Annotated in this window: 14 protein-coding genes; 6 read left to right on the top strand and 8 right to left on the bottom strand. The window is 41.9% G+C overall.

From position 1 onward, the window contains the following. Window positions 1–71: 71 nt before the first annotated feature. Window positions 72–3353, bottom strand: a complete 3282-nt coding sequence (locus LX99_RS09345; protein WP_109607651.1) for a PAS domain-containing hybrid sensor histidine kinase/response regulator — start codon at window positions 3351–3353, stop codon at window positions 72–74. Window positions 3354–3486: 133 nt separating this feature from the next. Between LX99_RS09345 and LX99_RS09340 the strand changes: the two genes are divergently transcribed. After that, window positions 3487–4773, top strand: coding sequence for a citrate synthase (locus LX99_RS09340; RefSeq protein WP_109607650.1), 1287 nt, complete (start codon window positions 3487–3489; stop codon window positions 4771–4773). Between the two features lie 127 nt (window positions 4774–4900). Here LX99_RS09340 and LX99_RS09335 read toward each other — a convergent pair whose 3' ends face one another. The 5 genes from LX99_RS09335 to LX99_RS09315 all read right to left on the bottom strand — a co-directional run bounded on the left by LX99_RS09335 (window position 4901) and on the right by LX99_RS09315 (window position 14806). Continuing rightward, on the bottom strand, window positions 4901–6241 hold the full coding sequence (locus LX99_RS09335) for a DUF5977 domain-containing protein (RefSeq protein WP_109607649.1): 1341 nt from the start codon (window positions 6239–6241) through the stop codon (window positions 4901–4903). Window positions 6242–6293: 52 nt separating this feature from the next. Further along, entirely contained in the window at window positions 6294–8927 is a 2634-nt protein-coding gene (locus tag LX99_RS09330; protein ID WP_146203088.1) for an outer membrane beta-barrel protein, read from the bottom strand. A gap of 70 nt (window positions 8928–8997) precedes the next feature. Further along, the gene (locus LX99_RS09325; RefSeq protein WP_109607647.1) at window positions 8998–10080 is read right to left on the bottom strand and encodes a SusE domain-containing protein; all 1083 of its coding nucleotides are present in this window, start codon (window positions 10078–10080) and stop codon (window positions 8998–9000) included. 78 nt (window positions 10081–10158) lie between these two features. After that, window positions 10159–11751: a RagB/SusD family nutrient uptake outer membrane protein gene (locus tag LX99_RS09320; protein WP_109607646.1), complete on the bottom strand. Its 1593-nt coding sequence runs from the start codon at window positions 11749–11751 to the stop codon at window positions 10159–10161. Window positions 11752–11785: 34 nt separating this feature from the next. Then, complete coding sequence (locus LX99_RS09315; RefSeq protein WP_109607645.1) at window positions 11786–14806, bottom strand: SusC/RagA family TonB-linked outer membrane protein; 3021 nt, start codon at window positions 14804–14806, stop codon at window positions 11786–11788. A gap of 347 nt (window positions 14807–15153) precedes the next feature. On the opposite strand from LX99_RS09315, the gene LX99_RS09310 reads away from it, so the two are divergent. Both LX99_RS09310 and LX99_RS09305 read left to right on the top strand, forming a co-directional pair. Beyond that, window positions 15154–16293 (top strand): alpha/beta hydrolase-fold protein, encoded by a 1140-nt coding sequence (locus LX99_RS09310; RefSeq protein WP_109607644.1) that lies wholly within the window; start codon window positions 15154–15156, stop codon window positions 16291–16293. A 237-nt stretch (window positions 16294–16530) separates the two neighbouring features. Then, on the top strand, window positions 16531–18426 hold the full coding sequence (locus tag LX99_RS09305; RefSeq protein WP_109607643.1) for a RecQ family ATP-dependent DNA helicase: 1896 nt from the start codon (window positions 16531–16533) through the stop codon (window positions 18424–18426). Between the two features lie 40 nt (window positions 18427–18466). Here LX99_RS09305 and LX99_RS09300 read toward each other — a convergent pair whose 3' ends face one another. Together LX99_RS09300 and LX99_RS09295 are read right to left on the bottom strand one after the other, a co-directional pair. Beyond that, complete coding sequence (locus tag LX99_RS09300) at window positions 18467–19186, bottom strand: LytR/AlgR family response regulator transcription factor (RefSeq protein ID WP_109607642.1); 720 nt, start codon at window positions 19184–19186, stop codon at window positions 18467–18469. After that, entirely contained in the window at window positions 19183–20241 is a 1059-nt protein-coding gene (locus LX99_RS09295) for a sensor histidine kinase (protein ID WP_109607641.1), read from the bottom strand. The genes LX99_RS09300 and LX99_RS09295 overlap by 4 nt, the downstream gene beginning before the upstream one ends. A 192-nt stretch (window positions 20242–20433) precedes the next feature. Here LX99_RS09295 and LX99_RS09290 point away from each other — a divergent pair, with 192 nt between their 5' ends. The 3 genes from LX99_RS09290 (at window position 20434) to LX99_RS09280 (ending at window position 23455) form a co-directional block, all read left to right on the top strand. Next, on the top strand, window positions 20434–21510 hold the full coding sequence (locus LX99_RS09290) for a DUF4932 domain-containing protein (RefSeq protein ID WP_109607640.1): 1077 nt from the start codon (window positions 20434–20436) through the stop codon (window positions 21508–21510). 390 nt (window positions 21511–21900) lie between these two features. Next, on the top strand, window positions 21901–22500 hold the full coding sequence (locus tag LX99_RS09285; protein ID WP_109607639.1) for a GIN domain-containing protein: 600 nt from the start codon (window positions 21901–21903) through the stop codon (window positions 22498–22500). A 364-nt stretch (window positions 22501–22864) separates the two neighbouring features. Further along, window positions 22865–23455: a TetR/AcrR family transcriptional regulator gene (locus LX99_RS09280; protein WP_109607638.1), complete on the top strand. Its 591-nt coding sequence runs from the start codon at window positions 22865–22867 to the stop codon at window positions 23453–23455. Window positions 23456–23571 lie beyond the last annotated feature (116 nt).

The following is a 23571-nucleotide window of genomic DNA, read 5'->3' as shown; positions in this document are numbered from 1 at the left end:
TGCCTTGATTTGCTGATTTTTTGTTACCAAAAATAAATCCGAAATCGAACCTCCGAAATCCGAAATCAAAATTACGCCGGCTGTTTCAAATGTTTAGCCAGTTTGGCGTACAATACCTCGGGCACAAAAGGTTTGGTTAAATAATCAACCATATCGGCGGCCAGGGCTTTTTCATAGGTTTCGGGCATGGCGTCGGCCGTCAGGGCTATGATCGGTAGGTCGGGGTGAGTTTGTTTAATGATGGCGGTTGCTTCAAACCCGTCCATCACCGGCATCTGCAGATCCATAATCACCACATCATAGCTGTTGGCAATCACCATATCAACAGCAATCCTGCCATTCAAAGCTTCGCTTACCAGCGCGTTCCAGCGTTTTAAAAATTTGGCGGCTATCATCAGGTTCATTTTGTTATCATCAACCACCAGTATGCTCATACACTGCAGGTTGTTATCGCTAATGTTTACGGGCGCAGGCGGCGTAACAGGCGCATCGGCATCGGGAGCAGGCACAAAACTTATGGTAAAGTTAAAGGTTGTGCCTTTTTGCAACTCGCTTGATACCGAAATAGTGCCTTTATGTAACTCTACAAGGCGTTTGGTAATGGCTAAACCAAGGCCGGTGCCGCCGTAATCGCTGTTAATCACCTGCGAATCTTGTGTAAACGGATCGAAAACGATATTAAAGCTCTCCGGCGAAATCCCTATCCCTGTATCAATAACAGCGAATTTAATGCCTATCGCGCTTTGGGTGATGTTGTCCCGGTCAAGCCTTATGGTAACGCCTCCCTTATGGGTAAATTTGATGGCATTGCTCACCAGGTTATTTAAAACCTGGCTCAGGCGCATGGCATCGCCAATTAATTCGGCAGGGATACTGCTATCGATAATAATATCAAGTGCCAGCTGTTTTTCTGAAGCGCGCTGTATAAATGATTGCTTTATTTTATGGATGAGATGATGGATGTTGAACGGCGAGTGGTTTAATTCCAGTTTCCCGGCTTCTATTTTATTGTAATCTAAAATATCGTTAATAATAGCCAGCAGGCTTTCACCCGAAAATTTGAGCGTATTTAGATATTCCATTTGCTCGGGCCTCGGGTTCTCGCTCAGTAACAAGTTGGTTGTGCCAATTACCGCGTTCATCGGGGTACGGATTTCGTGGCTCATGATCGAAAGGAACTCCGATTTAAATTTCGACGATTTTTCAGCCACTTCCTTGGCCCAAATCAGGTCTTGCCGGGCTTTTTCCTGGTCGGTTATGTCTTCGCCAAGGGCGGTAGTTTCTTTAAGCTTGCCGTTTTCATCGTAAAAAACGGCGTTTTGCCAGCTAATGATACGCCGTTCGCCATTGCGGCATATAATTGGATTAACATAATGCGGTAACACGGCATTATTTATAAACCAGCTTTTCATGTAATCCTTCAAATCATCCGGAATAAAATGATCCATCCAGTTCTTACCGATGATTTCGGTTTGTGTACAACCTAATAAATTGGCCAGGTAGGTATTACAAAAGGTAACAATGCCTTTATCATCAATGGTTATGGCGGCCATGTTAATGGTTTCCAACACCTGCCGGTATTTACTTTCGGCACTTCTGTAATCAAGTTCGGCTGTTTTCCGCTCGGTAATGTCCTGCAGGGTGCCTATAATTTTGCGTACGCTGCCATCGTCATTATACAAGCGTTTACCTACTATAATACTAAGGTGCTTGATATGGCCTGCCGCTGTGATGACCCGGTATTCGTAAGACGGACGTATGTTGTTTACATCGCTCCGCAATAACTGTTTTATTAAAGGCCTGTCGTTAGGATGGGCATATTTATGCAGTAACCTTACAAAGTATCGGTAATGCGATGAGGTTTCCTCACTCAATTCAAAAATATTATTCAACTCTTCCGACCATGAAAGGTTCCCTGACGCGACATCGTACTTCCAATTGCCTATTTTGGCAATGGCCTGGGCTTCCATCAATTCCAGTTGACTTAGCTTAACCGCCTTTCCTGTTAAACGCGCCTCTGTAATATCCTGTATGATACCAAAAGTGCGGGCCTGGTTGTTTGCCGATTGTTTGTTTTCACCGCGTTGAATCCTGATGTATTTTAAATTACCCAGTGGTGTGATCAACTTATGCTCAATTTTATCCTGTGTATGCAGGCGGATGCCGTTAAGGAATTCAAGTACCTCTTTCCTGTCGTCGGGGTGTACCAGGCTCATGTAATAATGAAACCGGTTTATCCCATCGGGAGGGTTTTCTACTTCGAGCAGGGTGGCAAGGTTGGCCGACCAGAACGTTTCTGTCGTTTCATGATCATACCACCAGTTGCCCATTCTTGCAATGTGTTGCGCCTGGAGTAGCTGCTCCTCGTTTTCTTTAAGTTTTCGCTCGTATTTTTTTTGTTCTGTTATATCAACAACTGATGCCGAGATTCGACCGGTATACCCGGAGGCCTGATCAAGAATCGGCATGAAATTGGCCGTAAAAAAGTGACCGCTGTCAAAATCAGATTCAAACTCAATTGATATCGGTTTGTGGGTTTCTATTACGTAATTTAAAGCGAGGTGGTATTTTTCTGCTTTTTCGCGGCCTACCACCTGGTCAAGCTTTTTGCCTACTGCCACCCTCGGGTTAACAACCCTTTCGGTCGTTTCATTAAACCAAACATTAATGCAGGTTTTGCTTTCGTCAAACTCAAAAATAATATCGTTAAGTGAGTTGATGAGCGCGTTAAGGTGCTCACGGCTTTCGCGCAGTTCGGTATCGTTAGCCATTAAGCTTTGGTTTAGCTTCATCACATTTTCTACCGCGTTTTTTAACTGGTATTTGTAGGCCATCAATACCAAAAAAGAAACATAGGCTATCAATGTAAAAACAATAATAAGTACCACCAGCACAGCAGGCGAAATAGCGAGTTTGGGCGCTGTAAAGTAGGCAATTATAACAGCCGCCAGGTTAGCCTCGCTTATTAGCACAAACTCGCGGCGCCTTTTACAAAAAAGCGTCAGGGCGACAAAAATAGCTATCGCACTTAAAAGGTAAACATGTTCAAACCCGTTTTTGCCAAGTAAAACACAGTTATTGATCACCAAAAAGGATGATATGGTGAGCCCCACACTTATATTGTAATAAAGTTTATTGCTTGAAAAAGAAAATATTAAAGTGGCAATACAAAAAAAACAGTTGATTAAGCGCAGCCAAACAGGATCATAGGTTTTATCAAAACAGAGGTAATGTAACGACGGGCTTGCAATGAGCAGCCCTAAAAGCAATAGCCGGTAAACGGTGGCATTGTTTTGGATCAGAACCAAAGCGTTGCTTTTTAACGAGATGATGTTAAGTAATTTTTTAATCAATTATTAATAAGAATAAAATAAGGATACCGCGCTCAAATTAATAAATTTGCCCGTAAATTTTACAAACAGTAATTTATATTAGCGGTTATTAATACGCAGATTTATTTACATTTGTTGCAGATACAAATTCTCTATGGCTCAAACAGCACAATTAATACTTGATGATAAAACAATCGAGCTGCCGGTAATTGAGGGCACTGAAGGTGAAAAGGCGATCGATATTTCTAAGCTTCGCGATCAAACAGGTTATGTTACCCTCGATATAGGGTATAAAAATACAGGCGCTACCAAAAGCGCCATTACTTTTTTAGATGGTGAGCAGGGCATCCTAAAATACCGCGGCTACCCGATTGAAGAGCTTGCCGAAAAATCGTCATTTATTGAGGTTGCTTATTTGCTTATTTACGGCGAATTGCCAACTGCCGAAAAACTGAAAGCGTTTCAGTATGAGTTAAGCCACCACACGCTGGTGCACGAGGATATGAAGAAGTTTTTTGACGGTTTCCCGTCAAAATCACATCCGATGGGGCAATTATCATCGTTGGTGTCTGCTTTATCGGCATTTTATCCCGAATCATTAAAACCATCACAAACCACCGAAGAGCTTAACCAGAGCATTATTAAAATGCTGGCCAAAATGGCTACCGTGGTTTCGTGGATCTATAAAAAATCACTGGGTCACCCGGTTATTTATCCTCAGAATAAATACGATTATGTTACCAACTTTTTGTACATGACTTTTGGGCAGCGTACAGAAGAAGTAACTATCGACCCGGTGGTGATTGACGCCATGAACAAGCTGTTAATTTTACATGCCGATCATGAGCAAAACTGTTCAGCGTCAACAGTTCGTATCGTAGGTTCTTCGGATTCTAATATTTATGCTTCGGTTTCTGCCGGCATTTCGGCGCTTTGGGGACCGCTGCACGGCGGCGCCAACCAGGCCGTGATTGAAATGCTGGAAAAAATTAAAGAAGACGGCGGCGACACCGACAAATGGATAGCCAAAGCAAAAGATAAAAATGATCCTTTCCGCCTGATGGGCTTTGGTCACCGTGTTTACAAAAATTTTGACCCGCGCGCCAAAATTATCAAAAAGGCCTGCGACGATATTTTAGCAAAACTGGGCATTAATGATGAAGTATTGGATATTGCCAAAAGGCTTGAAGAAGTAGCTTTGAAAGATCCATACTTTGTTGAGCGTAAATTATACCCTAACGTTGATTTTTACTCAGGCATTATTTACCGGGCCTTAGGTTTCCCTACAGATATGTTTACGGTATTGTTTGCACTTGGCCGCTTACCGGGATGGATTGCCCAGTGGAAAGAAATGAAGGAGAACAAAGAACCGATCGGGCGCCCACGCCAGATTTATGTTGGGTCAACCTCTAAAGATTATGTGGAGATTGCCAAAAGGTAACTGTTTTTTTGTCCATGGTTGATGGATCATAGTTCATAGAAAAGAAAAATAGCATACTTAAATAAGGAAAGCGATGGGGGAACCTCATCGCTTTCCTTATTTAACAGCTTTAAAAGTGGTTGGTTAATTAATGAAACGTAAGACTTATACCTTGGCTTGAAGCTGTTAAATTAACACCTGTAAAGGTAATAGTATTGCCGCTTATGGTACCATTTCTTAATCCCCAGAAACCAGATAGCGTAGGTGTTGTTGGCATATGCCCGGAGGTAACCTGAACAACTACAGTTGAATTTGAGTTAGGGATAATTCCTGAAGCCGCAACCGTGTTGTGTTGGTTTTGAGGCGCAGTTCCGCGTGACCCTGAAACGTTTGTTCCGTTAATGAAAATTATAAAATAAGTTGAACTGCCCGAAGGAGGATCTGGATAGGTGCTAACAACGTCAAAGCTGGCATTAACTACTTGTTGGCAAGATCCGTTTGCATTGGCGTAAGCCTGGGCGTTTGCATTAAAATAATTTTGGGCCTGGCTATTTGCATCTGCCTGCGAAACAGTAGATGTAAACTGGCCAACAGGTACGGTATAGGTTACTGTGCTGCCTACGTAGCCGGTTCCGCAATCATTTTTTGTAAAATTACCGGTCACTGCCGCGCTTTTGTAAACAAATTTGCAAGTGCCATCAGCATAACCTTGCCCGTTTGCAGCAATTTCTGCCTGCGCTTTCGAATCGGCATCTGCTTGCGAAATGGTTGATTTGTAAGCACCGGCGGCAACAGTATAAGTAACTGTAGGGCTTGATGAAACATAACCTACACTGCACGACGGAGTAAATACCTGCGAAGCTGCAACATTGTAATATAGCAATTTACATGTAGTGTTTTGATTAGCTTTTGTTTGCCCATTTGCGTTAATATCAGCCTGGGCCTTGTTATTAGCGTCAGCCTTCGATATCTGGGAGCTGTATTTATTGGCCGGTACAAGATAAGTATATGGGTCTGAACCATAGCCTGAAGCGCAGGTGTTGTTATAAAAAACAGCCGATTTCGCATCATTATAATAAGTTGTGGGAGTAGTAGCAGGTGGTTTAACCGTGATTGCTATTACACTACCCCAATTGGTGTTTTGGCTACCGGTATTATCATTGTTTACAGTACCGGTAACACTAACATTAACTGTTTGATTGGTGGTTGTGTTGTTTACAAATTTGCATTTGAATTTTGAACCTACAGTAGGCGAAAACGCGCTCCAATAAGTATCGCTGCCGCTAACAAATGATATACTTACCTGGGTTACGGTTGGTGGAATTGAAGCCAGACCAAAGGCGATAATGTGCCCGATAACACTTTCATTTTGCGCTGTAAAAGTTACTTCACTTCCCGATTCGACTGTTGTTGGGCTTGCAGTTAAAGTTTGAGCACTACTCAGATAACAGCTCAGAATTAAACTGCAGAATAATAGAATTTTTTTCATGTTTATAATGATTTGGTTTATATTCAAATATAATAATAAAGCTTGCACGGATTTAATTAATGTTATTGAATTTATAATTAAAACCTATTATAAAATATCTTTTGGTATTTGAGTAGTGAATGGAGGTAACGTATGATGGACTATAGAAATTATTTTGGTAATTAAATGAGTTGAAAAGATCATAACCTTGTATCCAAATCATTCCGTATTTTTTGAATAAATTCCTTTTTATAGCCCCGTTCATCGAAAAAGTGGTCCGGCTGCTTATGTTATGATTATAGTTAACCAATGGGAAGAAATCAACTGTGAATTTGGCAATGGATAAAGAAAATTTATCCGAATATGTTAAAGTGATAATATTTGAACTTGATGACTGGTAATAGTATTTGCTGTAAATAATAGCAAGAGTTGGTGATATCGATAATACATTTTTAAAAATTTCTTTATTGGTTGATAATAGTTGCGTAAAAGCTATACCGTTATTGCGATTCAAATCGTTATTTATAATAGTAGGTTGTTCCTGGTAGGCTATATTGGTGTTGTAGTTGATAAAAAACTTACCCCCCACATTTAATGGCATGATTAAACCTACTGATGCATTAGTTGCATTACCAATATTATCAACAAAGGCATTTTGAATTTTATTAGGTATTGCGGTTACATTGAGCCCATATTTTGACGAGTATTGATTTAATTCGGCATTTAGGGTATAATCATGTAAGCTGCTAAATTTATAATCTACCCTGATAGTATTGTTTGTTTGTGGTTTAAGATTAGGGTTGCCATTAGTTTGATAAAGCAAATCAAAAGAATTATTGATATCCGTTAATTGGCTCATTTCGGGATAGGTAGTTGTTTTTTTATAATATACTGCCAGGTATTTTTTTTCACTGGGCCGGTAATCAATTTTTAAATCGAGATTTAGGTTAAAGAAATTTTTATAAGTAATCTGATCATATGTTTTATTCCTTTTCAAATCGGCCAGTTCTGTCACTGTGCTTTCAAGAGATATTTTTTTAAATGTTTTTTGAAACCGGGCCCCCAATTGGATAAATTGATCGGCAATATCAAATTTTAAATCAGGCAGGGTATTTAAACTGTCGCTTGCAATGGTATTTGCGTAACTAATCTTATCGTATTTGTAAGTCGAAAAAAAATCAATGTATGAACTGTTAGAAAGCGGTTCTGCGAAATTGGCTTTGACGCTCCATATATTTTCGTTGGTGTTTTTTGAATTTTTTACGTAATACGCTTCGATAATTGTATTTGTTAAATTAAATATATCGTCCGTTTCGCCACTGTTTATAGTATTGCTGGCGTGGCTCGCGGTTATATCGATAGACCGCCCTTTTTTTGAGGAGAATTTATGTACAAATGCGAGCGTGGTAAGCAGCGAGTTATTGCGCTTGGTTTGGGTTTTGCCTAAGTTGGAAATTGTATTTGAGGTGTCGGATTTTACCTTATAGTTAAGAGAATCTATTTCTGATAATTTATTGTAAGTATAGCTCTGATTGAGATTTATAACGTTTAACGTATCAAAAGTATAGTTTAAACTTAATTTACTATCGGGGATGCCTGATGTTTTTGAATTTGATTTATTGGTTATTCCTGATAAAATGTTTATGACCTGATCTCTTCTCTCTGTTTGACTGGTAAAACTATTGGTATTTGTTTTATCTTTTATCGAAAACCTGAGTTCGATTTTTTTTCCGATAAAGTTGTTATAAGTTAGCAGAGTACTCCTGGCAACTGTATTATTGCTATTGGCCGAAAAGCTGATTATCGGTTCTATCGGTGAGTTATCACCTATGTTTATATTATTGGTGTTTAATGATAATGAAACCTGCTCATTGTTTTTATAGTAATAACCATTAGATGATACCAAATATCTGTTTAAGGTTCCATAACCTGAGCTTATATTTCCAAACCCGGCTTTATTATATTTTTCTTTAAGCTTTAAGTTGACTTTAATAGTAGGAGTAAGCGTTGTGGTATTATAAACACTATCAATATTGGTTTCAATAATCTGTATGCTTTGAAGGGCGAGTGCCGGTAGCAGGTTATAGATATCGGTATTGTTTTTGCCAAAAAAGTCTTTTCCGTTAACTGTCAAATCAGATACGCGCTTGCCATTATAGTAAAGCTGGCCTTTATCATCTTTGTAAAAGCCATAATCGTTTGAAAACAGTTCGTCAATCATTACAGATCGATCAAAGTTCTTTTTTGAAAGATCAATTATTGCGGTGTCCCGGTATCTGTTAGAGCTTTTTATTATTACTTCTTTTATTAATATACTTTTGGAAGTAAGCCTGAATAAGCCTAAATCAAATTGATTATTATTTATAAATTTAGTTAGTTCTGTGTTTTTAATTTGTAAATCCTCATGGGTTAAGCTATGAATTTTTATTAGCGTACCTTGTTTAAAAATCGAAGCCTTAATGTTGAAATTTCCAGAACTGTCACTAAATGTGTGATAGATAACCGTGTTGTTTTTGTAAATTATTAAACTACAGTTTGAAATTGGTAGTGAGGTTTCATTATTTACTATTTTGCCCTTAAAAAAACTATCCTGAGCGTAAATATTACCTGATGACAAGATAGTAAGTAATATGTATATTAGCAAGACCTTTATTATTGGCACTTTATATTTATAATAGGTTTGCGCTAAAGATAATAAATAGAACAACTATTCTATAAATTGAAAGCCCCGCCGGTTTTACCGGGCGAGGCTTTACTTATAAATCAATCAACTGTGTTTATTTTTTCACCAGCGTGTACGTTGCTTTGGTGTTATCAGCCGCATTTAGCGCAAAAGTAAAATAGTAAGTACCTGCTGCTGCAACCGGGATGTTATCCGTATCGGATGTGGCTAGGGTTGATCCGTCGGCACCCACCTTAGGTGGCCCGTAGCTGGTACCCCAATCGTGGTTACGGCGTACTTTCATTTCGCCTGCATTTAACTTAACTGTTGCTTGCCAAACCTGGTTGCCGTTATCATATTTTAAGTCGGTATCGTCATTCCAGTTCCCGCTCGGACTGGCAACTCCTATCAGGCTGTAATAATATTTAACAGGCTCGAAGGTGATGGTTTTGTTGTTCATATCAACAGTTACCCAGGTTAAACCCGCTGCCGGTGCCGTGATATTTGGTGGGTTTCCGGTACCCTGAGTTATTTTACCCGGACCATCAGAACCGTAATTGCCATCAAAATTTTTCTTGGTGGGTAATACTTTAAACTCCAGTTTACCGGCAGGGAAGTTGATGATACCGGTATAAATACCATTGCTGGTTGCAGATAATAAGCTATCTACATTAGGGCTTGGCACTGTCCAGCCTTCATAAGCTCCACCCAAATAAATAAACGAGGTTAAAGCGAAGGGCGTTACATTCAGCGAAACCACGGTTGAATAGGTAGGTGTAACTACCGAACCCGAAAACTGGGTTTTTAACCTGGCTTTAACAGTTGTGGCTACGCCTGTTGGCAGGTTCAGGCCCAATAAAATGTTATTGAAATCAAGCACATTGAAGGCTTTGCTGGTAGCTTTCAAATCCAAAGATACCTCTTTAGTGTTAGCGGTTGTAGCAAAATCATCTGTGCTGATCTGGATGCTGTTTGATACGGCAGATTTAAACCCGTAATCGGGCGATTTGATGGTAAAAGTTATAGCTTGGTCGTCAAGATGGTCTTTGCTCAGTGCCGGAGTTGTTGTGCTTGCAGTAAAAGTGCTTTTGGCTTGTGATGTGTTGGCAATAACCTTTGTTTCATCCTTTTTACATGATGCCAGCAACAACAAGGCAATGCTGCCCAATGCCAGGAATTTCGTAAATGATTTTTTCATATCTTTTTTCTGAAATTGAATTTGAAATATCGTTAGGCAGGAGGAAGCATAATTGCAGCCTCCTGCATTAAAACCTTTTTAATATCCTGTGTTTTGTTTCAGGTTAGGATTGGCTGCAACATCACTTGTTGGTAACGGATAAATGGTGCGGTAGCTTTCAACACCTTTACCCGCTTTAACGCCACCCTTAAACGGCCATAGATAGCTATCTTCAACAAACTTTTTATACCTGATCAAATCTGTACGGCGAAAACCTTCCCAATATAGTTCACGGCCCCTTTCGTCAAGGATCTGATCTGTAGTGATGCTGGTAACGTCGCCATTGGCATTGCCATAAGCTCTTTCACGCAGCTTGTTGATATATCCAATCGCTGTGCTCAAGTCGCCGCCGGTACCGCCGCGAGTAGTAGCTTCGGCGTAGATGAGGTATTGTTCGGCGAGCCTGAAAATTGGAAGGTCCATGTCGGCATAGTCAAGGCTTGATCCTTGCGAACCATCAGCTATTTTTACGTTTTTAAATTTGGATATAGCGTATCCGTCTGTAAAAGTGCTTATGTCTGTGATTTCTAAGTTTTGACCGGCAGTATAAAACTGCGCGCGTTTGTCGGCACTTGACGCCCCGCCCGGGAACAGGTTAACCAATGCTTTAGTAGTGCGTAAACCAGCCCATCCACCACTGATGCCAAACTGCGCAGCCGGCATAGAACCTCCGACAGGGGCGTGGGTCATGAAGGTAGCGCCACCGTAACTTTGTGTGCGCAAGCCATCATAATTAATGGTGAGAATAAATTCATCGGTATTCAGATTGTTATCTGCACGCATCAGTTTGGTATAGTCGCCAATTAATTTGTAACCGCCTTTGTCAATGACCATCTTCGAGTAAGTGATCGCATCTCCATAACGTGCGGTACCAGTATAAACCTCGGCATTTAGATAAATCCTTGCCAGCAAAGCCCATTCGGCTGCTTGGTCGGCACGACCGTATTCGTTTTGTTTTGGTTTTACTAATTGTCCGTCAATAGCTTTTAGTTCACTTTCAATGTAATTAAACAGGTCTTTACGTGCAATTTGCTTCGGCAGCGTTGAACCAAGCGGGTCTTTTTCGGTAACGAACGGCGGGTTGGCGAACAAATCCATCAATATCGAATACTGGTAAGCCCTTAAAAAGCGCGCCTCGGCAGCGTAAACGCGTATCTTGTCTGCATCAGCGCCAGATATGCCACGGCTGCTTAAATTAGCGTCGGAAGATTGGCGGATAAAATCATTAGCCAAAGTGATCTGGTAAACAGCTCTGTAATAAATACCCTTCAAAAACAGGTTGCTTGATGACCATGTCATATTATGGAAATCGGGCAGACCGGGGTCGCCCCAGCCAACTACTGCCTCATCGGTAGGTAATTCCTGGGCGCACCACATTAGCCTGAAAAAGTCTGATGTACCTTCGTCAATACCCTGAACGTCGCCGTTACCTGAAGGGCCTGAGTTGCCGGTTAAGGCAAACGCGGCGTAAACTTTTGCAAAAGCTTTTTTGTAACCATCGGGCGAATTATACACCTGTGCCGATGTCAGGTCGTTGGTGGGAATCAGATCGAGCTTTTTATTGCACGATAACAGCGAGCCTGCGGTAAATAAGCCACCAATTAATATAAGTTTTATTGAATTTCTTTTCATGTTAATTTCTTTTTAATGTGACTGGCTATACAGGTTATAGTGATAAATTAAAACCTAATACATAGGTGCGTGGCCTTGGGTACAGGTTGTTATCTATACCGGTACCTATTTCAGGGTCAACACCTTTGTATTTGGTGATCACGAACACATTTTGAACGTTGGCACTTACACGAAGGGCGCCGCTGTTTTTAAACAGTTTACCGAAATTGTAACCCACATTAACGTTATCCATGCGGATAAACGACGCGTTTTGTATGTAGTAATCTGAAAGTACATTTTTATCACTGCTCCCGCTGAGTCCACTTTCCAGTACATTGGTTGAACCGTTATTGATAACGCCGATAGGGTTTATGATGCTTCGCTGGGTGCCTGTGTTTGAAAATACGTTGTTATAAGCATAGTTACCCACGCTGGCTCTTGCAGTAAAACCAGCCGACCATTTTTTATAGTTTACGTTTGATGTTAAACCAAAGTAGCCTTTAGGATCGGGGTTTTTGTAATGGTACAAATCCTGTTCGTTAATCACGCCGTCGCCATTGCGGTCAACAAATACACCATCAAGCGGTTTGCCGTTGGCATCGTAAACCTGTTGATATACATAAAAAGCATAACGTGGATAGTTAACAGAATTGATTTGGATATTTTGGCCTGTACCGCCAGATATCCCACCGGTTGGGCTACCCGCGTAGCTTGGATCAGGAGCAATGGTTAATTTGGTGATCTTGTTTTGATTGTAAGTAGCATTCAGACCAATGCTCCAGGTTAAATCGCTGGTACGGATCACATCTGCATTGATATTAAACTCTACGCCGCTGCTGGTGGCATCGCCAATATTGGCTACGATCTCATTAGAGAAGTTTGATCCGGCCGGTTGAGAGATCCTGTTTAATAGGTTTTTGGTTTTGCGGTGATAGTAGTCTACTGTTCCGGTTATACGGTTATCGATAAAGCCGAAGTCAAAGCCAACATTGGCAGATGTTGTTTCCTCCCATGTTCTGTTAGGATAATAACCTCCCGGACGGTATAAATTATAAAAAGTATCACCTAATTGATATTGAGCTGTGTTGTTGCTCAGGTTGTAGTATGAGATATAGCTGTAATTCTCGCCAATATCCTGCTGCCCGGTTTTACCCCAGCCAAGACGTAATTTTAAATCAGATAAGACTTTTGATCCCTTAAGGAAATCTTCATTGATCATTTTCCAGGCAAAGGCGGCCGAAGGGAATGTCCCATATCTTCTGTCTGGTGCAAACCTTGATGATCCATCGCGACGCACAGTACCGGTTAAAATATACTTATCATCAAAAACATAATTTAAACGGCCATACACTGAGATTAACCTGTTTTCGGGCTTATCAAACGGATAAACCGGTTTTGAAACAATCGTACCATCCGCGGTGATATCCGGAAAATTGTAATTTGTTGTTAAAAAATCCTGGTATGAGTAACCTGCAACCGCGTCAACATGGCTTTTAATGCTTTTAAAATCTTTAGCATAGCTCAGATAGCCTTCAAATATTTTGTTTGATTGCAGTTGTTTGTATTGGGTTTTGGTTCCGCCGTGGAAAACGCCGTTGGCATCTTTAAATCTTTTATAACCTACAGCAGCGCTATCGCTTACAAATACATTACCACGGCCGTTTGATACATCGTAACCAAGGTTTACGTTAGCGTGTAATTCAGGCAGGAAATGGAATTTGTAATCAATGGTTAAGTTGCCTATGCTGCGGTACACGTTACTTTTATCGTCGCGCTGTTCAAGCATGCCAAGCGGGTTTAATGGGGCTAATGATTTTAAGCCATTAACGGATGACGGGTCAAGCCACTCGTAGTAACCGCCAAAGCGTTTGCTCCCAGAGTATACTGGTAGGGTGGGGTTAAAGCTAACCGCTGCACCGATGGCATCCTGATTAGCAAATCTTTGTTTTACGTTTGCGCCTTTAATATTAAGATTCAGTTTCAGATGATCTGTGAAAAAGCTTGGGCTCAGGTTGATAGCACCAGTGAAACGACGTAGTGAACCTGTTTTCAGAATGCCCTCCTGGTTAAGATATCCGGCAGATACGCGGTATGGAAGTACCTTCGTTGCGCCTGATACGCTGATATTGTTATCGGTAGTGAGTGCTGTTTGGTAAATTTCTTTTTGCCAATCGGTATTAGCGTTGCCTAAGAGGGCCTGCTGCGCCGTTGTTCCATTGGCTTTAACATATGCCCGAAGCTGATCGGCCGTTAATACGCTTACTTCTTTACCAAGTTTAGATACCGAGAACTGCGAGCTGAAATCAAGAGTCGGTTTGCCTTTACCTTTTTTTGTGGTGATCAAAATTACACCGTTCGACGCCCTGTTACCGTAAATAGCGGTAGCTGATGCATCCTTAAGGATAGAAAACGATTCGATATCGTTAGGGTTTATTAAACTTAACGGATCGGCAACACCTGATATTTTTGAAGTACCATCAGCATTACGGGCATTGTCTAAAGGAACACCATCAATAACAATAAGCGGATCGTTGCTGGCGCTTAATGATGCGCCGCCACGGATACGGATCTTGCTACCTGAACCCGGCGCACCGCTGTTTGATATTACCGATACGCCGGCTACCTTGCCTGCAATCAGTTGTTCAGGCGTGGTGATCACACCTTTCTGAAAGTCTTTGGAGGTAACGTTGGTAATGGCGCCAGATAGGTCTTTTTTGCGTTGGGTACCATAACCGATCACCACAACCTCGTTAAGGCTTTTGCTTTCGGGCACCAGGCTAAAGTTTAAAGCGGTAGCGCCGTTAACGGTTACGGCTTGTTTTAAAGTAACGTAACCTATAAACTTAATGCTGAGCGTATAGCTACCGTGCTTTACGTTATTAATGGCATAATTACCATTAGCATCGGTAGTTGAGCCGATAGTGGTACCATCGATAGTTACTGTAGCGCCAGGCAGGGGCTGGTTGGTTTCATCGGATACCTTTCCTTTAATGCTTCCGGTTTGTGCAAATGCCATGACTGACATCATCAGGAAAGCGCAAAGAAGAACATACTTTTTTGAGTAATTTTTTCTCATTTACTTATTGATTTTAATGGATAAAAAAAGGCTTAATTTGTCGGCTATAATTGGTTTATAATAGTGGCCGAAACAGCATGCGACTAATTTACATTTACCAATATCAATTGCAAATTTTATGTAAAAGATAATTTTAGAGGGTCTGATTAATTAAAAATTAACTAAAAAGAAATATTAAAAAGTATTAAAATCGAGGCGAAAAAGTATTGTTTTTATGCGAAATTTGGATTTAAAGCGAGGTTTATTGAAAAAGTAAGTGTTAAGAATACACAATGGGCTATTTTACTTTAATGCAATCAATTTCCGGGAACGTTTCCGGGAACGTTCCCGGTTTTTAGTGTTTTACCATGACGAAAAAAATAATTTTCTGCGCGTTTTGGCTTTTTGGCCAAAATTTTTTGCTTTTTGCACAGGTCAAAATCAGTGTTTTTACCGGCAAAATTCCGGCCCTGAAAAATGCCTCCGAACGCCTGTTTCTGGCTGGCGATTTTAATGGATGGAACCCAGCCGATAAGGACTGGGAGCTGCTCAAAACCGATGGCGAAAAGTACAGCTTAACCAGGCATCTGAACGCCGGGATTTATCGCTTTAAAATAACCCGCGGCAGCTGGAAAACAGCAGAATGCGATGCCGTCGGCAAACAAACTGACAACCGGCAGTTAAAACTGAACGCCGATACATCTATCACAATAGATGTGGCCGGATGGCAGGATAATTTTGCACAGGCTCAAAAGAAGCATACAGCCACGGCGCGGGTGCGTATCATCAGCGAAGAATTCAATATGCCGCAGCTTAACCGTCGGCGGAGGATTTGGATTTACCTGCCTGCGGATTATGAATCCGTTAAAAGGAGGGTCCCGGTTATTTATATGCACGACGGGCAGAACCTTTTTGATGAATACACTTCGGGTTACGGCGAATGGGGGATAGACGAGCTGATGGACCAGGTAGCGGCCAAGCGTCATTGTATTATAGTGGGCATTGATCACGGTGGCGAAAACCGGATTACAGAATACGATCCTTACGATTCGAAATACGGCAGGGGCAGGGGTGCTGATTATGCGCGGTTTTTGGTTGAAACGCTAAAGCCCTATGTGGATAGCCATTACCGCACCCTGAAGGATGCTGAACACACAACAATAGCAGGCAGTTCGATGGGAGGTTTAATATCACTGTACGCCGCCGTTAAATATCCGCGTGTTTTTGGGAACGCCGGGATATTTTCGCCCGCGTTCTGGATAGCGCCACAACTATATGACCTGGTTAAGCAAGCGGAGTTTTACAAAAACACTCGTTTCTACTTTGTCTGCGGTGATGCGGAAAGCGATAGTATGGTTGCAGATATGCAGAAGATGGCGGATTTGTTAAAGGCAAAAGGCATCAAACCGCAAAACACTCCGGTGGTGGTGGTAAAAGGCGCTTCACACAATGAAAAACAATGGAATGGCGATTGGCCGGGGTTTTATAAGTGGTTGCTGGGAAGGTAGTACGGAAGTCCGGAAGTCCGCAAGTCCGAAAGTTGGAAAGTCTGAAGTGCGGAAGTCGGAAAGTGCGGATGTATAAGGTCAATAAGTTTCAGGCAATCAATTTAGATAGTGAGTATATAAATGCGGAACCCTCCGCTGATTTCCAGCTTTGGAACTTCCGCTTTCGATTTCCAGACTTTCGGACTTCGGACTTCCGGACTTGCGGACTTCAGACTTTCCAACTAAATTACACCCCTCATGACCATCGAAGAAATTCTAAAACAATACTGGAACCACGATAACTTCAGGCCTATGCAGGCCGAGATTATCCAGTCTGTTTTAACCGGGCACGATACTTTGGCATTGCTGCCCACCGGCGGGGGCAAATCGGTTTGTTTCCAGGTACCTGCTTTGGCAAAAGAGGGCGTTTGTATTGTTGTTTCGCCGCTGATCGCGCTGATGAAAGACCAGGTGGAGACCTTGCGCGATAAAGGCATCAACGCGATTTCGATAGTATCGGGCATGGGCAGGCGCGAGATCGACCTGGCGCTGGACAATTGCATTTATGGTTCGGTGAAGTTTCTGTATTTATCGCCGGAGCGTTTGCTGAGCGAACTTGTTCGTGAGCGCATTAAATATATGAAGGTAAACCTTTTCGCGGTAGATGAAGCGCATTGTATCTCGCAGTGGGGCTATGATTTCCGGCCGCCATATCTGCATATCGCCGATCTGCGGCAACTGCATCCGGATGTGCCCGTTTTAGCCCTCACGGCCACGGCCACTGCTGAGGTTAAGCAGGATATACAGGATAAACTGCAATTCAAAAACGCCGTAGTATTCCAGCAAAGCTTTGAGCGCAGCAACTTAAGCTACGTGGTGCAATATGAGGAAGATAAATTCAGGAAATTACTGGATGTGGCCCGTGGCGTAAAAGGCTCCGGAATTGTTTACGTACGCAGCCGCAAGGAAACTTTTGAAATAGCAAAGTTTTATACAGATCATGGCATTAAGGCCGACTACTACCATGCCGGCCTCACCACCGATCAGCGTGCCGAAAAGCAGGAGGCCTGGAAAAATAACCGGGTGCGCATTATTGTGGCCACCAACGCCTTTGGGATGGGCATTGATAAACCCGACGTGCGTTTCGTGATCCATAAAGACATGCCCGAAAGCCTGGAGGCCTATTACCAGGAAGCGGGCAGGGGAGGCAGGGATGGCCAGAAAGCTTACGGCGTACTGCTTTATACCGCCGCCGATAAGCTGCGGCTGGAGAAGATGTATGAGCTTAGTTTCCCCTCGGTTGATGAAATAAAGCAGGTGTACCATTACCTGGCCAATTATTACCAGCTGGCTTATGAGGCTGGGGAGGGTTTGAGTTTTGACCTTGATATAGGCGAGTTTTGCGCCCGTTTTAAACTCGACCCTATAAAAACGCTCAATGCCCTGAAATTTTTGGAGCGCGATGAATACCTGGCGTTTAACGAAAGCGTGTTTTTGCCTTCGCGTTTTCAGTTTGAAGTGGTGAATGAACAATTGTATAACTTTCAGATTCAAAACGCGGGCTGGGACCCCTTTGTTAAAACCCTGCTCCGGTCGTACGGTGGCGCGTTTGATGGATATGTGCGGATCAAGGAGTTTGATATCGCCCGCCGCACAGGCCTCAGCGTACAGCAGGTTATTGAGGGGATGGAGAAGCTGCAGCAGTTTGGACTGATCAGTTATATGCAGCAAACGGATAAACCCCAGGTTACCTACCTCAAGCCACGTGTACAGGCCGGTCATCTCATTATCGACAGGAAATATATTGAGGAGCGCAAGGAGGTTTACCGAAAAAAAATGGAAGCGGTATTTGCCTACGCCGTACGAAAAAAATGCCGCAGCCAGATGCTGTTGGACTATTTTGATGAAGCGAACGCCCCCAAATGTGGCGTTTGTGATGTTTGTATTGAAGAAAAGCGACGCGTTAACGAAGCGGAGATTTTTGATAATATCACCACCGAAATAGTGCAGCTGCTACAGGTATCCTCCCCGGATATCGGCGCGTTAATAACCGGCATCAACACCGGCACCGAAAAGGAAAAGCTGGACACAGTTAGGATGTTGCTGGATGCCGGGAAGATTAAAACTGATGGCGAAGTGTATTATTTGAGTTAAATGAGGCGGGAAGCTTCGGGATTGCAGCAAAAATCAAATATTAGTTTGCGCCAATTATTTTATAAAGATCATCCCTATACTTGTCTCCAATGGGAATAACGGTGTCACCTATAAAGATCCGGCCACGTTCTACAAAAGTTATATGACGCAGGTTGATGATAAAAGAGCGGTGCACACGCATAAAATCCCCCGCAGGTAATTGTTCTTCCAGGTTTTTGAGCGTTTGCAGGCTCATTATCCTCGCATCGGCGGTGTGGATAGAAACATAATTTTGTACCCCTTCTACATACAACACATCACGAAGAGTTACCCGTTGGATACGGTGTTCTGTTTTTACAAACAGGTATTCGGTGGCTGTTTTAGTTGCCGGTATTGGCTGGACATAAGCTGATGTTGATGGTGGTGATAATTGTTTTAACGCCTTTTCGGCTGCACGGTAAAAACGATCAAATGCTATAGGTTTTAACAGGTAATCAACCACATCATGCTCATAGCCATCAAGCGCATAATCAGCATAAGCGGTGGTAAGGATAACCAAACATTGTTTCCCGGCAATTTTCATAAACTGCAGTCCGGTAAGCTCCGGCATCTGGATGTCTAAAAACACCAGATCTACCTTTTGATCCCTCAATATGCCAAGTCCTTCTATGGGGTTTAAGGTGCTGCCAACTAACTCCAAAAATGGCGTTTTGTGTACGTAGTCTGCCAATATATCAATGGCCAGCGGTTTATCATCTATAATAAGGCAGCGTAAACTCATGTGTTAAGTTGCAGTTGTAAATGTGCAATATAATGATCGTTAGCAGTTACAGCTAATTTATGCCTGCCGGGATACAAAAGCTCCAACCTGCGTTTAACATTGTTAAGCCCTATACCGCCTGCTTTATCTTTTTGGCTATTGCTGATCTTGTTACTTACTGTGAAGTCAATACGGTCATTAGTAGCTAATATCCTGATATTAACCGGCGTAGCAGCGTTGTTAAGCACCCCATGTTTAAAGGCGTTTTCTACAAAGGCAACAAACAACAGCGATGCCACTTTCTGTGCCCCCACATAACCTTCAATCTCAAAATTGATGTATGCATTCCCTTTAGCACCGATGCGTTGCAGTTCGATAAGATTGTGAAGATAGTCTATTTCGCTTTGAAGCGGCATAAAATCATCAGCGCCTTCGCGGAGCATATAGCGCAAAAGTTCTGATAGTTTGAGCAGGGCCTCGGGAGCCTGTTCCGATTTTTGGTAGGCAAGCGCGTAAATATCATTAATGGTGTTAAATAAAAAGTGCGGGTTTACCTGCGATCTTAAAAAGGCAAGTTCTGTTACCAATTTCTCTTTTTGCAGCGCCTGTTCCCGGTTACGGCTCCGCAGCCAGTTCTCCCCAAAAAAGTACATCAACCCGTATATAAAGTATTTGGGGTAATAGTACCAAAACACATTCCCGATGTAATATTGCGCCGATACCTGGTTGCCTCTATAATTATCAAAACCCAATACAGGTTTAAAGAAACCAAACTCGACAATGTATCGCCAACCCGCCAATACCCCAAGCATTACCACTGCCATACAAATTGCTTTGATAAACCTTTTATGCAAAAACAACAGTGGTGCTACCACCAGGGAACTGCCATAAAAACATAACGCGGCAACGGTGTAAAAGCCAATGCCAATCAGTGTATATCTTAATAACAAACCGGCATCTTTAGGCAGTGCCCTAAATGCAGCATATTCATTACCTAAAAAGTGCGGAATAACATCATTAAATACCAATACTAACCATACCAGTACATGCAGCAATACTAAATTTTTTTGCCTCATGCGGTAAATATAGGGCTTGATAGGGCATCAATTGATTGCAGAAAGGTTATCAACCATATTTTATTGACCAACGGGCTAATGTTGATGATGAAACTTTATAAATCGTTCATCAATGAAATTCGCCGGTTTATCAATTGCATTTAGCAGGTCTGTTTTTCAGGAAGATATTTGGTTTAAATCATTCAACAAACCATGAAAAGAATACTATTACTTATCCTTATCGTTTTAAGCAGCCCGGCCTATAGCCAGGTAAAAGACCAGCTTAAGGTAAATGTGCACCCCGGAGTGGAGTTGTTCACTATAGTGCAAATACTTGCCGATAAATATCCTCAGCCCAATCCGTCGGCTTATAGTAAGGAGGCGCTTGCATACTTTGAAAAATACAAAGATCATCCGGCGGTGAAAAAGGTGGCAACCTTTGGCCAAACTTATACCGATCTGGTTGAACTCGGCTGGTGTATGAGCGATTTTCCGAACATTAAGATCTACGAACCCGCGGAATTATCCTGGTATAAAAACTATGGTAAGGAAAATGTGCTGGAGTACATTAAGCTTTGCCGCGACTTTTTTAACGCCACCCATTTTTGGGATTTTTACCGGAAGCATGCCGCTCGTTACACGCGATGGGGCAATAGCTTGAAAGCCAGCGTTGATTCGGCGGGTTTAGTGCAAAAGCTACAGGGCTTTTATAAGTATAACGCCGATGTACACTGGTGGATTTGTATTGATCCTTTAAACAGCTGGGGATCGCACGCTATTACAACTAAAACTATTAATCCGCAATTTGCCGATTGGATAGTATATAACACCGGATACTTTGAACGTAATGCCGACCCGCAAAAAGACCCTTATTTTGAGTTTGCCAACTTTGATAACCTTGTATTTCATGAAGGCAGCCATATTTACCTGAATGGATTGGAAAAGCAATACGAAAAGCAAATAGACGAATTGGCTTACCTGTTTAATAAAAATGACGACGGCATGAAGCGTAACAGCATCAGCAACTGGCGTTACTGTTTCGACGAAAACATGGTGCGCTCTGTAACAGCTGCCTTGTATCATCAATACCGCGAGCCGCGCGCTTATAAAAAGCAAATGGCTAAAGAACTGCTTAGTGACTTTATTTATGTAGAGGAACTGGAGCCTTTTATATATGAGCGCTACCTAAAAAGCAACAAGTACAAATCTTTTGTCGAATTTTTCCCCGAAATACTTAAGTATTTGAGGGAAAAGCATACGCCTCCGGTTCAAACAACAAATAAGGAATAGCTTATAAAGCTATTTAGTAATGTTTTGTAAATTGCTTATTTTCAGTAGTTTTCATGATTTTCCGTTCATGTTGTTATTCAATATGAACGGGAAATTGACGGTTATTGCCCCGTTATTTCAATACCGGCGCAAAGGTCCTTTATTCAGCAGGCTTGCAATACGGTTATCATCGCTCCCAAATCTGATTGTCCGCCTGGCATCCGAAATCTGCAATCCGTACAGTAAAATTTCCTTCCCTTTTCACCGCTAAAAACCGCCGCTTTACCGATAAAAACCTGTCTTCCATCTATTTAGCCCAATGCTGCTGTAACGTTTTGAAACTGAGGGCGTCTTAACAGTGTATTTAATGAAATAAAGTAATAAGTAACTCACAATCAAAATATTAAAGCCATGAAAACTACATTGATCGCCATCGCTGCCGTATTGTTTATGGTACCTGGATTCGCAAAAAGTGCAAACGCAAATTCAACCACGGATAACGCCGCTGTTGTTTTAACCAACGTAAGCAACATCAACAAAATTGAAGTTTACGGAAACGTTGAACTTTATGTATCAAGCGGTCCGGCAGACCAGGTTAAGGTTTATAACCACTACTATGCTGAAAGCGCATTGGTGCAAAGCAAAAAAGGTGTATTGCGTATTTCATCCTATAAAAATGAAAAGCTGGTGGTTTGGGTAACCGCAAACCAGTTAAGCGCCATCACCGCTTATGATAATGCCGAAATTAAATCATTCGGATCATTGAACAGTGTTGAGCTTAACGTTAAGCTGTACAACAACGCGTCTGCTGCATTAAAGCTCGATACCTATGCAGCCAGCATCAGCCTTGCCGAAAACGCCAAAGCCGAGCTAAGCGGTACCACTAACGAATACAGCCTGACCCGCACCCCGGTATCAAACGTAAACAGCAATGGTTTAAGCTATGCCCATGCCACCGAAACGCTGAACCGCGAAACCAAACGCGTAGCAACCGAATACGCTACTTTATAACCGCCATTTTTTTAGAGTCAATTATATAGTGGAAGCCGTTCTCTGTAAAGGGGCGGCTTTTTGTTTTTGAGGCACGCGAAGGCGCTAAGACGCAAAGTTTTAAGTTTTTTAAGTACGGAAGGCTACAAGTTTACTTTCAATAATTATGCAATAAAAATTGTGGGTAACAATTACCACCGTACAATTAAAACTTTGCGTCTTCGCGTGCTTATATATCTACGCCAGGGAAGATCCAACAGGCCAAAAAAGGCTTTGTGGGAATTATCCTCACGTAACCGAATCTTCACACAATTGTCACCAAATAAAATAAAGTTTCTATTTTAGACTATTTAGTCTATTTTCGATTCGTCAAACAAAAACAACAATGGGCAAAGCAGAAAGAACCAGGCAATTTATCATCGAACAGGCGGCACACCTGTTTAATGAAAAAGGCATTGCCGGTACCACCATTGATGATATTTTGGCGGCTACCAAAATGGCTAAGGGCGGTCTTTACGGTCACTTTGAAAGTAAGGAAGAAATTGCCCGGGTGATGGTTGACTACCTGCTTGGTAAGCTGAACGACAAGATAGCATCTGCCATAGCTCACCAAAAAACAGCGGTTAAAAAGGTGTTCGCTTTTATTGATGTGTATCAAGATCCGATTAAATCTTATATCGATGGCGGCTGCCCGGTTTTAAATTTCGGGGTAGAGGCGGATGATAACAACCCCGAACTGAAGGCTAAGCTTAAAGTGATCATTGAAAATGGCATCGAAACTATAAAATTGATTATTGAAAACGGCGTAGCCGGGAGGGAATTATCGCCCGGAATTGATGCCGCAGGATATGCTATTAAAATGTTTGCCTCGCTTGAAGGTGGAATGTTGGTTTCGAGGGTAACCGGCAACCGTAAGTATATGCACAGCCTGATAAAGATGCTGAAAGACGAATTGAAAAGCTATGAGCTGAACTGATTTTTTTGGCCTAAAAATAGACTTTTTAGTCTTTTTTATTTTTAGATAAATAACTGTGGCTTGAACGGCTTTTTTTAACGAATTAAAATAGACTAAAAAGTCTCAAATAAATATAA

This window comes from Mucilaginibacter oryzae (genome assembly GCF_003148845.1).
Lineage (GTDB): Bacteria > Bacteroidota > Bacteroidia > Sphingobacteriales > Sphingobacteriaceae > Mucilaginibacter > Mucilaginibacter oryzae.
The sequence above is the reverse complement of the archived record's forward strand: the minus strand, read 5'-3'. Positions and strand labels throughout refer to the sequence as shown.

Excerpts from the sequence above, each read along its gene's own strand:
- LX99_RS09340 (WP_109607650.1), top strand. The coding sequence starts at position 3,487 with ATGGCTCAAACAGCACAATTAATACTTGATGATAAAACAATCGAGCTG.
- LX99_RS09335 (WP_109607649.1), bottom strand. The coding sequence starts at position 6,241 with ATGAAAAAAATTCTATTATTCTGCAGTTTAATTCTGAGCTGTTATCTG.
- LX99_RS09325 (WP_109607647.1), bottom strand. The coding sequence starts at position 10,080 with ATGAAAAAATCATTTACGAAATTCCTGGCATTGGGCAGCATTGCCTTG.
- LX99_RS09320 (WP_109607646.1), bottom strand. The coding sequence starts at position 11,751 with ATGAAAAGAAATTCAATAAAACTTATATTAATTGGTGGCTTATTTACC.
- LX99_RS09315 (WP_109607645.1), bottom strand. The coding sequence starts at position 14,806 with ATGAGAAAAAATTACTCAAAAAAGTATGTTCTTCTTTGCGCTTTCCTG.
- LX99_RS09310 (WP_109607644.1), top strand. The coding sequence starts at position 15,154 with ATGACGAAAAAAATAATTTTCTGCGCGTTTTGGCTTTTTGGCCAAAAT.
- LX99_RS09305 (WP_109607643.1), top strand. The coding sequence starts at position 16,531 with ATGACCATCGAAGAAATTCTAAAACAATACTGGAACCACGATAACTTC.
- LX99_RS09300 (WP_109607642.1), bottom strand. The coding sequence starts at position 19,186 with ATGAGTTTACGCTGCCTTATTATAGATGATAAACCGCTGGCCATTGAT.
- LX99_RS09295 (WP_109607641.1), bottom strand. The coding sequence starts at position 20,241 with ATGAGGCAAAAAAATTTAGTATTGCTGCATGTACTGGTATGGTTAGTA.
- LX99_RS09290 (WP_109607640.1), top strand. The coding sequence starts at position 20,434 with ATGAAAAGAATACTATTACTTATCCTTATCGTTTTAAGCAGCCCGGCC.
- LX99_RS09285 (WP_109607639.1), top strand. The coding sequence starts at position 21,901 with ATGAAAACTACATTGATCGCCATCGCTGCCGTATTGTTTATGGTACCT.
- LX99_RS09280 (WP_109607638.1), top strand. The coding sequence starts at position 22,865 with ATGGGCAAAGCAGAAAGAACCAGGCAATTTATCATCGAACAGGCGGCA.